At 47.5% G+C, this 13,376-nt stretch carries 10 protein-coding genes; 4 read left to right on the forward strand and 6 right to left on the reverse strand.

What is annotated here, in order from left to right:
* Window positions 1-65 precede the first annotated feature (65 nt).
* From treC to NYE68_RS04680, 3 genes are all read left to right on the forward strand, one after another.
* Complete coding sequence (treC, locus tag NYE68_RS04670; RefSeq protein ID WP_324636063.1) at window positions 66-1,751, forward strand: alpha,alpha-phosphotrehalase; 1,686 nt, start codon at window positions 66-68, stop codon at window positions 1,749-1,751.
* A gap of 21 nt (window positions 1,752-1,772) precedes the next feature.
* Complete coding sequence (gene treR / locus NYE68_RS04675; protein ID WP_053573584.1) at window positions 1,773-2,489, forward strand: trehalose operon repressor; 717 nt, start codon at window positions 1,773-1,775, stop codon at window positions 2,487-2,489.
* Window positions 2,490-2,621: 132 nt separating this feature from the next.
* Complete coding sequence (locus tag NYE68_RS04680) at window positions 2,622-3,287, forward strand: NAD(P)H-dependent oxidoreductase (RefSeq protein WP_003155588.1); 666 nt, start codon at window positions 2,622-2,624, stop codon at window positions 3,285-3,287.
* A 35-nt stretch (window positions 3,288-3,322) separates the two neighbouring features.
* On the opposite strand, the gene NYE68_RS04685 is transcribed toward NYE68_RS04680, so the two are convergent.
* From NYE68_RS04685 to NYE68_RS04695, 3 genes are all read right to left on the reverse strand, one after another.
* Window positions 3,323-4,084: a YibE/F family protein gene (locus tag NYE68_RS04685; protein ID WP_047935447.1), complete on the reverse strand. Its 762-nt coding sequence runs from the start codon at window positions 4,082-4,084 to the stop codon at window positions 3,323-3,325.
* Entirely contained in the window at window positions 4,081-5,220 is a 1,140-nt protein-coding gene (locus NYE68_RS04690; protein WP_053573585.1) for a YibE/F family protein, read from the reverse strand. The genes NYE68_RS04685 and NYE68_RS04690 overlap by 4 nt, the downstream gene beginning before the upstream one ends.
* Window positions 5,221-5,428: 208 nt before the next feature.
* On the reverse strand, window positions 5,429-9,721 hold the full coding sequence (locus tag NYE68_RS04695; protein ID WP_324636062.1) for a multifunctional 2',3'-cyclic-nucleotide 2'-phosphodiesterase/3'-nucleotidase/5'-nucleotidase: 4,293 nt from the start codon (window positions 9,719-9,721) through the stop codon (window positions 5,429-5,431).
* A 220-nt stretch (window positions 9,722-9,941) separates the two neighbouring features.
* Here NYE68_RS04695 and NYE68_RS04700 point away from each other — a divergent pair, with 220 nt between their 5' ends.
* Entirely contained in the window at window positions 9,942-10,457 is a 516-nt protein-coding gene (locus NYE68_RS04700; RefSeq protein ID WP_064107437.1) for a type 1 glutamine amidotransferase domain-containing protein, read from the forward strand.
* A 20-nt stretch (window positions 10,458-10,477) separates the two neighbouring features.
* On the opposite strand, the gene NYE68_RS04705 is transcribed toward NYE68_RS04700, so the two are convergent.
* From NYE68_RS04705 to aroD, 3 genes are all read right to left on the reverse strand, one after another.
* Window positions 10,478-11,509 (reverse strand): LacI family DNA-binding transcriptional regulator, encoded by a 1,032-nt coding sequence (locus tag NYE68_RS04705; protein ID WP_015417030.1) that lies wholly within the window; start codon window positions 11,507-11,509, stop codon window positions 10,478-10,480.
* A gap of 135 nt (window positions 11,510-11,644) precedes the next feature.
* A complete protein-coding gene (locus tag NYE68_RS04710) occupies window positions 11,645-12,529 on the reverse strand; it encodes a shikimate dehydrogenase (RefSeq protein ID WP_007408504.1) in 885 nt (294 codons plus the stop codon).
* A 64-nt stretch (window positions 12,530-12,593) separates the two neighbouring features.
* Window positions 12,594-13,355 carry a type I 3-dehydroquinate dehydratase gene (gene aroD, locus NYE68_RS04715; RefSeq protein ID WP_015417031.1) on the reverse strand — a complete coding sequence of 254 codons (762 nt, stop codon included), beginning with the start codon at window positions 13,353-13,355 and terminating at the stop codon, window positions 12,594-12,596.
* Between the last annotated feature and the right edge of the window lie 21 nt (window positions 13,356-13,376).

The following is a 13,376-nucleotide window of genomic DNA, read 5'->3' on the forward strand; positions in this document are numbered from 1 at the left end:
GGGCGCCTTCTATCAGGCTGTCCCTTTTCCCTTTCAATTCAAAACATTACAGGCGGTGAAGAAAAATGAAAACAGACAGCACACCATGGTGGAAAAAGGCAGCGGTATATCAAATTTATCCGAAGAGCTTTAATGATACGACGGGAAACGGGATTGGTGATCTGAACGGTATTATCGAGAAGCTTGATTATTTGCAGAAGCTTTTGATTGATGTCATTTGGCTTACGCCGATTTACGATTCGCCGCAGAATGACAACGGTTATGACATTCGCGATTACTGCACCGTTTATGAAGAATACGGAACGATGGAGGATTTTGAACGCCTTCTCGATGAAGCGCACAAAAGAGGAATCAAGGTCGTTATGGATCTTGTCGTAAACCATACATCAGTCGAGCATCGGTGGTTCAAAGAAGCGGTCTCGTCACCCGACAGTCCGTATCGGGATTTTTACATTTGGAAAGACGGAAAGGAAGACGGCCGGGCGCCGAACAATTGGGAATCAAAATTCGGCGGTTCCGCTTGGAAGCTCGACCCGGCGTCAGGCCAGCACTATCTGCATTTATTTGATGTGTCGCAGGCCGATTTGAACTGGGAAAATGAAGAGATGAGAAAACAGGTTTACGACATGATGCATTTTTGGTTCCGAAAAGGAATCGACGGTTTCCGGCTGGATGTGATCAACCTCATTTCTAAAGACCAATCGTTTCCTGATGCCGAGGATGGGCGTGACGGGCGCCCTTATTATACGGACGGGCCGCGCGTGCACGAATTTCTCCATGAGATGAACCGGGAAGTGTTTTCGAAATATGACAGTATGACGGTCGGGGAAATGTCCTCGACAACGGCTGACCACTGCATCCGGTACACAAACCCTGAGAATAAAGAACTCGATATGACTTTTAACTTTCACCATTTAAAAGTGGATTATCCGAATGGTGAAAAATGGGCGCTCGCTCCGTTTGATTTTCTGAAGCTGAAACGGATTTTAGCGTTTTGGCAGACGGAGATGCAAAAAGGCGGAGGCTGGAACGCATTATTCTGGTGCAACCATGACCAGCCGCGGGCCGTATCCAGATACGGAGACGACGGCGTATACCGGACGAAATCAGCCAAAATGCTGGCGGCGGCCATTCATATGATGCAGGGCACGCCTTACATTTATCAAGGTGAAGAGATCGGCATGGGCAATCCGAAATTCGATGACATCGGCTCATACCGCGATGTCGAATCATTGAATATTTACAAAAAGATGAAGGAAGAAGGTGTGCCCGAAAAAGACATTATCGCCATTTTAAAAGAGAAATCAAGAGACAATGCAAGAACCCCCATTCAGTGGAACAGCGGGCCGCACGGCGGTTTCACGACAGGAACGCCTTGGATTCCGGCGGCGGATGATTATCGGGACGTTAACGCGGAAGCGGCTTTGCGGGACCCGGATTCAATTTTCTATCATTATCAGAAGCTCATCAAGCTCAGAAAAGAATATGACATCGTGACTGAAGGAACGTTTGAGCTGCTTGCTGAAGACGATCCGGCGGTTCTGGCGTACGTCAGACACGGCAAGGATGAAAAACTGCTGTGCATCAACAACTTCTACGGGAAAGAAGCGGACTTTACGGTTCCGCTTAAAGACACGGACGGCTGGCGGTTTACGGTGCTGCTGACGAATGATGAACCGAGGGAAGGGCGGCCGGAACGATTGACGCTCCGTCCGTATGAATCGATCGTTTATCATCTGACAAAAGCGTGATACACTAATCTGGGTGGTCAAATGAAAGTGAATAAATACATCACAATCTATAAAGATATGGTGCGGCAGATCGAAAGCGGCCAGCGGAAGGCTGAAGACGTTCTTCCGTCTGAAAATGATTTGTGCGATCAATACGGCACATCACGAGAAACCGTCCGCAAAGCGCTCAATATGCTGGCGCAAAACGGCTACATCCAGAAAATCAAAGGCAAAGGCTCCGTCATATTAGACAGAGAAAAAATGCGTTTTCCCGTCTCAGGCCTGATCAGCTTCAAAGAGCTTTCGGAAACGCTCGGAAAAGAGACGAGAACGACGGTTCACCGTCTCGGGCTGATCCTGCCTCCCTCAGAAGCCGCAAAAGAGCTTGGTACAGAAGCGGATGAAAAGGTGTGGGAAGTCGTCAGATCAAGACGGATTGACGGAGAACAAATTATTTTGGACAAGGATTACTTTGTAAAAAAACATGTGCCTCTATTGACGAAGGCGATTTGTGAAGATTCGATCTATGAGTATCTCGAAGGAGAGCTCGGCCTGTCCATCAGCTACGCGCAAAAGGAAATTGTCGTGGAGCCGGCGGGGGAAGAGGACCGGAAGTATTTGGATCTCGGCGGATTCAGCCATATGGCGGTCGTGAAAAACCGCGTCTTTTTGGACGATACCAGCCTCTTTCAGTACACGGAAAGCCGGCACAGGCTCGATAAATTCCGTTTCGTCGACTTTGCGAGAAGAGAAAAATAAAAACGGACTGCCGCGGCAGCCCGTTTTTTTGTCAGTATCAAAATGAATACTATCCAACAAAAATGTGCGTACTGGTACTTTCAAAAATAATGGCTACAATAGTACATAACGATTGAAAAGGAGAGATCATGAATGTCAGATAAAAAACAGCAGATCATCGAAGCGTATCAATTCAGACACGCCACAAAGGAATTTGATCCTGAGAAAAAAATTTCAGAAAGCGATTTTGAATTCATTTTAGAAACGGGAAGATTATCCCCAAGCTCACTCGGTTTGGAGCCTTGGAAATTTGTCGTCGTTCAAAATCCGGAGCTTCGTGAAAAACTCCGCGAGTTCACATGGGGCGCGCAAAAGCAGCTGCCGACCGCAAGCCATTTCGTACTTCTGCTTGCCCGGACGGCAAAGGATATCCGTTTTGACGCCGACTATGTCAAAAACCACTTGCGGGAAGTCAAAAAAATGCCGGAAGATATGTATGAAGGCTATATCAGCAAAACGGAAGACTTTCAGAAAAATGATTTCAATCTGCTTGAATCAGATCGCGCGCTGTTTGACTGGGCATCCAAACAGACATACATCGCTCTCGGCAATATGATGACAGCCGCTGCGCAGATCGGAATCGACTCCTGCCCTGTAGAAGGCTTCAACTACAAAGAAATTCACCGGATTCTTGAAGAAGAAGGGCTTCTGGAAAACGGAAGTTTCGACATCTCTGTTATGGCCGCATTCGGCTACCGTGTCAGAGAACCGCGCCCGAAAACAAGATCTGCCTCAAAAGACGTTGTAAAGTGGGTATAAGATAAAAAAGGCTGCCGGGCATGTCTCGGCAGCTTTTAACGTTTATTTGGTTTTGCTAAAAAACAGGCGGTAATCCAGGACGTAACGGGAATGATGATGCCGATCCCGATTCCGGCACAAAGAATGGTGACGGCTTCCGCACTGAATACTTTTGAGTTCACTATTTTTTCAGCTGAGTATGATAAGTCTTTAAACCAGATAATTAAAGCCAAATAGCTGCCGAAAAAAGCAAAGAATAACGTATTCGTATTCGTTCCTAAAATATCTCTCCCGATGCTTAATCCGAATGTGTACAGATCTTTTCTGCTCATGGACGGATTATGACTGTAAATTTCCCGCATGGGTGAAGTAATGGAAATCGCGACATCGGTAATCGCCCCTATCGTGCCCATGATGATCATGGCTGCGGTAACCTTCACAAAATCCACCCCGACAAACAGTGTGAATATGCCGATATCACCCAATTCTTCTTCACCGAATCCCTGAATCGAAGTATGTTTTGTTACAGACATAATAAAAAACAGCAGCAGTACAATCGTCAGCATTGCAGAAATAAAAGCGGTTACGGTTTTGACGTTTCCTCCATTAATATAAAAAAGAGTAATGCTGCAAATTACGGCGGAAGAGAGCAATGTTAAAACAATCGGATTGATATGCGGGTCTGTCATCAAAATAATGGTGAGAAAGAGAACACCGAAATTTAAGAATAACGCAATAAAAGACCTCGCTCCTTTTTTTCCGCCGATGATGACCATCAATAGAAATAAAATCGCCGCGAGAATTACGATGACATTCATGAGCTTGCCTTCTTTCGTTTAATAAAAAAGATAGAAGCATACAGACTGGCGGGTATGGCTAATACGATTCCGATCCCTCCGGCCAATGCTCTTGCTATTTCCAAGGAAATGTTCATAGAAAGAGTGAATCCTATCGGGGAATCATTTTTCAAATACAAAAGCATCATCGGAATAGAGCCGCTTATATAAGCAAAAAACAGAATGTTGGTCATCGCCCCCATGATGTCTTTTCCGATCTCCATCCCGGAACGTCTGAGAGCTTGTAATGAGATACCCTTGTTTTCTTCATATAATCCGAAGACAGATGACGTCATGGTAATGGCCACATCCATGACCGCTCCCAGTGATCCGATAAATACCCCGGCCATGAACACCGTGTGATAAGGGCGGGTTAAATACTGCATTTCCTCATATCTGAGACCTTTCTCACCGGTTGCCAGCATCACCAAATACGTAATCAGCAGGGAAACGAAAGTGCCTGCGAGCGTCGCGGCAATGGCTGCGTATGTTTTCGCGTGAAAACCGCTGACAAGCAGCAATGAGATGACAGTAAAGATGAGAATACAGATACCGCAGATGAAAATTAACCCTATATTAGGATGCTTCCTGTACAAATCTAATGCAAACGACAGTAAAACGGCGTTAAACATCAGGCTGACGATTGAAAAGAAGCCTTGTTTTTTGCCGACGATAAGCAAGGTGAAGATGAAAACCCAAGCGATCAGCAAAAGCTGTTTATCCCGTTTTTTATCTATAATGCTTCCCGATATATCCTTGTTTGATGGTTTCCCTTTATCAATAGAAACGAATACTTCATCTCCAATCGAATATTTCTGATCGTTCGCTCCGGATGATGAATACTGATTGGACAAATGAATGAGCTGTCCTTTCTGACTGCCGTTTTCAAGTCTGGCTGTGATCGTCTGATTGAAAATCTTATCTTTGTTTTTATGCATGTCCTGTACGTCAGACTGATGTTCCAATGTTGTTTTCGTCACTTTGGCAATCGGCCGCTCATAAAAAGAAGCGTTGTGAGTGACGAAAATGAACGAGCTGATAAAACAGAGCGCTGTTATCACGTAAAACAGCTTTTTCTTGTAAGACATGCGGTTTCGTTTGTGTCCTGTTATCTTCAAAAAAAGTCCTCCAAACAGGCGGCGCCGTGTGAAAGAGAGGCCCTGCCGTGAAGTGTTAAACGATGCGGATGCAGTCTTTCGCGAATAACGTTCATATTTTATCACTCGGCCGTACGGCTGTCGACTCAGAGGGGGACCGAGAGAAAAAGCTCCCCTGATATCAGATCAGGAGAGCTTTTGGATGAACCGCCCGATAAAAGCGGTCTTTTTATGCGTCGTTCACTTTTTTTGCTTTTCTTCTTTGATGCAGATACAGTGCCGTTCCGAGCGCGCTGATGAGTAACCCGGCAAGAAGGATGGAATACATCGTTGTGGCCGTATCAGGAAGCAGGCCGCCCGGCGATACTCCGTCCTGCGCAGGGCCGGATGACGGTTTTTGTCCGCTTGGCTGCTTTCCGGAGCCGTGATCTCCGCTTGTCGGCGGCGCGCTCTTCGTGTTTGCGTTTAATACGGTGTATTCACTGAAATGATTTGTATAGCCCGTGACGAGATCGTGTGAAACCGAACCGTTGTCTGTTTTTGTATAGACGTTCTTTTTCCGGTCTACATGGTAAATGCCGGGCTGTTTCGCCTTTTTCATATTCTCAATGCGCAGGGTGAGCTTTACCGGCGCTTTGAATGTTTTGATGTCTTTGTTTTTTTGCTTCATTGTAAAGTCGTATACATTTGAAAGCGCCCCGCTTACTTTTCCTTTCGGCGTCACGCCGAATCGTGTATCAGCTGAAGCGGCGTTTGCCATCGGCATTTTCATGCTGAACTTGTCATGCAGGATCGTAAGGGAAGAATCCGATGTTCTGTCCTTTAACAGGCCGATTTGTTTTTTGGTCACGCTGAGATCAATCGGCTTTTTGGCGCCGTCATTCTTATCGTAATACACGATCGGCGTGTTGGCGTTTTTGGCATAGGCGGCAAATGCGCTGTCATCTTCAAGCGTCCACGAACCGTTTTTTTGTTTCGTCGGCAGATACACTTCCTGCGCGCGGCCGTCAACTTTCGGTTCCACCGCTTTTCCCGCTTTTTCAAGCTGCTCGGTGAAGACCTCATAGTCGACAAAGCCAAGGTCTTCTTTATGGGACGCTTCGTTAAAGACGGAATATCCGTCTCCGCCTTCACCGACAAAGTTACTGGTGGCGACTCTGTATGTCTTCTTATCAGAAATCGGCTTTACGCTGCCGTCATCCTGTACGGCCGCAGCTTGAAGAACGCGGTGTCCCGGCTTTTTATTCAGTGTAAACGTGTATGTTAAACCGGCAACTTGAGGGAAGGCGCCGCCTTGAGCCTCAATTCCGCTTAACCCTTGTTCCAAGGCTTGTTTGATCTGTTCTCCGGTTAAATCCGCGACGTAAAGCGTGTTGCCGAACGGCATCACATTCAGCACATCGCCGAGTGTGATGTCTCCTTTATCAATGCCCGCGCGGATGCCGCCCCCGTTTGTGATCGCGATTTGGGCGCCGGCCGCTTCCTTCGCTTTTTGCAGCATGCCGTCCGCGATGAAGTTTCCGAGATTGGTTTCTTTGGAGCGGACATGCTCGCGCTGGCCGTCAAGTGCGACCTTCGTTGAGCCGACTTTTTCATTTTTGACTGAGACGAGCTCTTTTTTAAACGGATCAAGCTCTTTTTTCAGATCCGGGTCTTCTTTCGTCTGCTCGTTCACCGGAATCGCCTGAAGAGAGGATTGTTCCGGCAGGACGATGCCGTTTTTGTCAAATGCGACATCGACACGGCCTAAATATTCGCCGTATTCTTTTGCCTGGGCGACGATGGTCGGCTCTTCGTTTTTGACAACTTCCATTTTATCTACAAGCGTATGCGTATGTCCGCCGACGATCAAGTCGATGCCTTTTACCTTTTTGGCAAGATCGAGATCACGCTGATGCCCGATATGGGTCAGGGCAATAATTTTATTGACATGTTCCTTGTTCTGTATTTCTTTTACCGTATCTTGTGCGGATTGGAAGGCATCATGAAAGACAATGCTTTTTCCCGGGCTTGATGTGACGGACGTATCTTCTGTCGTTAAGCCGAATACGGCGACTTTTTCTCCGTTTACATCAAGCAGAATGTATGGATAGATGCCTGCTTTTTTCTTTTTCCCTGCCGTAAATGTGTCTGCTTTTTTCATGAATGGTCTGAGTTTTGACTCTTTGGACACATCGACATTTGAGCTGACGAGCGGAAAGTCAGGCGCTTGAAAATTGTATTTTCCGGACGGGTCAGCCGCGCTCCCGTTACCGCTCAGGAAGCTGGCGAGAGCACCCGGGCCTTTATCAAACTCATGGTTTCCGAAGGTCATTGCGTCGTAGCCCATGCTGTTCATCAACTTTAAATCAGCCAGCCCCTGCCACTTTGTGAAATAGAGATCGCCTGAGAAAACGTCTCCCGCATCCAGCAAAATGCTGCGGTCGGTTTCGCTTCTGATTTCTTTGATTTTCGTCATCCGCCTCGCCGCGTTATCAAGGTGGGCGTGCGTGTCGTTTGTATGCATAACGGTGAGTTTCCATGCGTCATCTTTCGGCGGATCTGTGCCCGGTTCATCATCTTTGAATTGGAGCTTGTACTGTCCGTAGCCCGCGTTTTGTGATTCACCGATATAGGCGACGTCATCTGCGCGGTCAGCAAACGGCTTTGCGGCCAAGGAAGATTCAAATGTCAGGTTTGTCCCTTTGACCGGAAGGATGGACCAGTTATGATCAGCCTGCGGATTAATCGTTTTCTGCTGGATGATGTAATCCATTAAGACCTGCCTGTTCTCATCGGCAGAAGAGTATACGATTTTATCATTGCTTAAGTGAGGGAATCCTCCGCCGCCTGAAGCGCGGTAATTATTTGTGACGATCAGAAATTCCTGCTTGGCGCTGACGGGCTTTCCTTGATAAGAAAGGTTGACGATCCGGCTTGCATCGGGATGAATGACTGTTCCGTTTTCGTTGTATTTCGCCGGTTTTGTGACATCGACCTGATAGGTGACACCGTCAATGACATCAAAATTGTATGAGCGGTAGGCGTCATTTAAAAGCGCTTGGCTGCCGCCTTTTGCCTGATCGATATGATTAAATTGCCCTGCGGACATTTCAAGCCAGTCTTTCACTTCGCTTCCGTTCAGCTTGACGATCTGAACTGTGTTGTCATACAGGTACAAATCGCCGATATTTTTGATGGCGAGGTCGCCAGCGGAAATGTTTGTATAGTAGTTTGAGCCGTTCCGCCCGCCGGCTTTAAACGGGGCGCCCGCTGAGAGGATAGGCAGATCTTTGTATTCCGTATCCTTCATCTTATTTTCGGCGTACCATTTTTGTGCATCCGTTACGATTTGAATGGACGGATCATCTTTGACTTGGGCGAAGAAACTGTTGATATCGGCTTTTGTCTGGCCGACGGGTTCTCTGATGTATTTCAATGTGCCTTCGTGCGCTTTTTTGACGGTATTGACGACGGTTTCGTTTTCCGACGTCACATTGCCGGCAATCGGCTCGATGCTGCCTTTTGCATCTTCCACATGCCACGCGCTGTCTGTCTTTTCAAGCCGGAGGTCGATGACGCCCGCATATTTGCCCCAGCTGCTTGACATGACAACGGGGATGCCGTTAATCGTGCCTTGATCGACGTCAAATTGATCAGCGCCTTTGTATTCGGCATCAGGGAAAAGCCCGTGCTGATGGCCGGATACGATCGCATCAATTCCGCTGACTTTCGTTGCCAGGTCAAAAACGGCGTTTTCCGCTCCGGAAGACTGCGCTTTTTTTTCGATGCCGCTGTGGGCGAGGGCGATGACGATATCGGCTCCTTCAGCTTTCATTTTCGGAACGGTTTTCTTTGCGGATTCCACAATGTCCTCGACCTGAACGCGGCCTTCGAGATTTTTCTTATCCCACGTCATGATTTGGGGAGGAACAAAGCCGATGTAGCCGACTTTTATCTGATGCTTGCCGCCGTTTTCATCCGTGACGGTTTTGTCTTTTATGACATAAGGCGTATAACGGTTTTCGCCGCTTAATGTTTTCACATTGGCGTTAACGATCGGATAATCAGCGCCTTTGATTGTCCCGTCCAGAAATTCAAGCCCGTAATTAAATTCATGATTGCCGAGTGTTCCTGCGTCATAATGCAGACTGTTCATCACTTCAATGATCGGATGGGTCTTTGCGCCTGAAATAATATCATTTTTCTCATATTTTACGGCGTATTCTCCGAGGGGATTCCCCTGAATCAGGTCTCCGTTATCGACAAGCAGCGTATTCGGGTTTTCGCGCCTGTGCTTCTCAATAAGCTGAGCCGTTCGTGCCAGCCCGAATTCCGTTGTCGGTTTGTCGCTGTAGTAATCGTAGTCCATCATGTTAGCGTGAACGTCAGTTGTGGCTAGAATGCTGAGATTCACACTGGAGGATTTGTTTTCTTCTGCTTTAATGGGTGATGTTGGGAGGATTAGACTAAGTATCATAACTAGGGGCAGCAGAATACGGAGTGTCATATTGACGCTGCATCGTCTTTTCTGTATTCTCACCTGTTCTCCACCTTTCAACAAATTTTGTCATGCAGTACCATTGTAAGAATATTTTGTGAAAGTTTATATAGATTTCATGATGATTCTTGTAAAAAGATGAAAAATGAGGATAATGACCTATGTAAAACGGATGAGCGGCAAACGCGTTACCTATGTTTGATGTTAGTGTGGCTGGGGTACATGGATTTATGTAGACTTCATCAAGCAGGAGGTAGTAACTATGGGTAAAAAAATTGCAGTTGTATTAACCGATTATTTTGAGGATGTCGAGTATACTGAACCTGCGAAAGCTTTTAAAGATGCGGGTCATGAATTAACCGTAATTGAACAGGAAAAAGGAAAAACAGTCAAAGGCAAACAAGGGGAAGCGGAAGTGAAAGTGGATGAGTCCATCGATGATGTAAATCCGAAAGACTTTGACGCATTGCTGATCCCGGGCGGATTCTCTCCTGACATGCTGCGTGCGGATGACCGTTTCGTCCAATTTGCCAAAGCGTTTATGGATGACAAAAAACCGGTGTTCGCCATCTGCCACGGACCTCAGCTTCTCATCAACGCGAAAGCATTGGACGGGCGCAAAGCGACAGGGTTTACATCAATCCGAATCGACATGGAAAACGCGGGCGCAAATGTGGTGGATGAAGAAGTCGTCGTCTGCCAGAACCAGCTGGTCACAAGCCGCACACCGGATGACATACCGGCATTCAACCGCGAATCATTAAAACTGCTTGCGTAATATAAAAGCGGAGCGCCGTATCAGGCGTTCCGCTTTTTTTGTGAAGATTCCCGGATAACCAGCTCAGGCGCCAGAATAATGCGTTGTTTTTTGTGCTGGGAACTGGTGATTTTATGATGCAGCAATTGAGCCGCTTCTTTTCCCGACTGCCGCGGAAAGGAAGAAACGGTTGTAAGCGGGGGATAAGAAATTTCAGCTTCCGGCACGTTATCAAAGCCGACAATGTCAATATCTTCGCCCGGAATGAGCCCGGCTTTTCTGATCCCTTGCATGACGCCGAACGCGACCAAATCACTGAAGCAGAAAATCGCGGTCGGGCGCTCAGACCGGCGGAGGAGCTCCGTCACGGCTTCACAGCCTGCTTCGCGGGTCGGCGCGCTGTCAATGACATAGTCATTTTTCACTTCCAGATCCGCTTCACGGAGCGCTTTTTTAAACCCTTTCATACGCTTCGTCCATGTTGATGAGTGCTTCACGCCGCCCAGAAACGCAATCTCCTGATGGCCTTTCTCAATGAAATGACGCACTGCCTTATAGGTGCCTTCCTCATAATCGGCTCCGACAAAATCACAGTCGGCATCGGCAATCTCCCTGACGGCGAGCACGACCGGAATGTCAAGCTGCTCAAGGCGGGAAAGGGTTTCCTCAGCCGTACCTGAAACCGGACACAAAATCAATCCGCCGACCCTGTGCTCCAGCATGGTTGAGATCAGCTGCTCCTGCTTGGCGACGGAATCAAATGTCGTGCCTAACAGCACCGTTAATCCGACTTCCTCAAGCGTATTCTGAACGCCGATCAGAAACTCTGAGAAAAACGTATTGGAAATGTCAGTAATAATCAATCCTACCGTTGTGGACGTCTGTGATCGTAAATTCGCGGCGACCCGATCATATACGTACCCCAGCTCCCGCATGGATTGCAGCACTTTCTCACGGGTCGCTTCGGAAATTCGCGGATTATTGCGGACGATTAATGAAGCGGTGGATGTTGAGACGCCGGCATGTTCAGCGACCTGCTGCAATGTCACCCGGCGTTTTTTTTGCTGTTTCATACGTCGCATTCCTCACTTGGTTTTTATTCGTTACATCCATTATAAGCGTTTTGGCGCATGAGAAGAAAGAGAGAGGGGAGAAAATGACAAAGCGCCGGAAGACGGATTGTCCTTCGGCGCTTATGTCACAATAGGTTATTCAAACATTTGCTCTTTAATATACTGAACCGGCATTTCACGGCCTGTCCAATATTCAAACGCCATGGCGCCCTGCCAAAGCATCATGCCGAGGCCGTTAATGGTGTTGCAGCCGGCCGCTTGAGCTTGTTCAAGCAATTTCGACGTAACGGGGTTGTAAACGACGTCTGTCACAATCAAATCCGGACGGAGCATGGATGTATCTTCAATGACGCTCAAGCCTTCAAGCGGTTTCATGCCGACACCCGTTCCGTTTGTGAAAATATCGCTTGAAGCGATTTCAGCACGCAGCGCATCTTGATCTTCGAGCGGGAAGACTTTCGCTTTGCAAGAAGATCCCTTCATTTCTTCATTGATGATGCGGACGTTTTCTTCCGCTTTTTCGAAAAATGCGTCATTGCGGGCGAAAATAGAGATTTCTCCGAGGCCTTCCAATGCGGATTGAATCGCTATCGGAGTGGCGGCCCCGCCGGAACCGACCAGCGTCATTTTTTTGCCCGTGATATCGATGCCGTGTTCTTTTAAGTTGCGGACGTATCCCATACCGTCAGTGGAGTGTCCGATCAGTCTGCCGTTTTCATTAACGACTGTATTTACCGCGCCGGTGAATTTCGCTGAATCCGCGAGTTCATCGAGGTAAGGGAGAATGTTCATCTTGTTCGGCATCGAGACATTGAATCCTCTGACGTTTAAGGCGCGCATTCCCGTTACCACATCTTCCAGCTGTTCATTGCCGACTTCAAACGCGAGGTAAGCGTAGTTCAATCCTAATTTTTTAAACGCCAGGTTGTGCATCGCCGGAGATAAAGAGTGTCCGATCGGTGTCGCGAATAATCCGATAAGCTGAGTTTTTCCGTTAATCCGTCCTAAATCTTTCTTCATGATGTATTCCTCCGTTAGTCCATTCATTTGTTTTTCAACCCGCTTTGAGGGCAAAAAACGCTGATTACATATGTTTATTTAAAATGCTGAGTACGCTGCGCAATTCTTCAACGGGAATCTGTCCGGGCGCTGATGCTTCTTTGCCCGCTCCGAACGTGCACGCTGAGCCGAAGACTTCGCCGGCCAGGCGGCTGATCAGACCTGTTCCCGCCATTGACATCGTGATGATCGGCCGGTCTGCGTATTGTGTTTTCATCGTGTGAGTGGCATCCAATAAGACGAAAACATCTTCAGTGCTTTGCGGCATCACCGCGATTTTCGGAATGTGCGCGCCGTACGCCTGCATGTTCCGCAGCCGGGAAATGATTTCTTCTTTTTTCGGTGTCTGATGAAAATCATGATTGGACATGACGACATATACGCCGTTGTCTTCAGCGGTTTTCACAATTGATTTGACTTCCGCTTCTCCCGTAAACAACTCAACGTCTGCAAGGTCAATGTGTTTTGTTTCGATGGCGGTTTTAAGCAATTCAATGTAGAAGCGATCATCAATAACTTTATTTCCGCCTTCTTTATGAGTTCTGAATGTGAAAAGCAGCGGTGTTGCGCCTGCGGCTTTCCGCAGCTTTTCAAGCATGCCTTTTACGGCGTCCAGGCTGTCAACGTGCTCGTACACATCCGCCCGCCACTCAATGATATCCGGGCGAAGCCTGTTGACGGCTTCAATTTCTTCGAGCAGTTCTTTCTCTCCGGGCGCCATCAGCGGCACAATGATCTTCGGAAGCCCTTCGCCGATGACCGTGTTTCTGATCGTGATAGATTGCATGATAAATCCTCTCCCTTAAAA

The sequence above is a fragment of the Bacillus sp. FSL R5-0447 genome (assembly GCF_038606125.1).
In the GTDB taxonomy this organism is placed as follows: domain Bacteria; phylum Bacillota; class Bacilli; order Bacillales; family Bacillaceae; genus Bacillus; species Bacillus velezensis.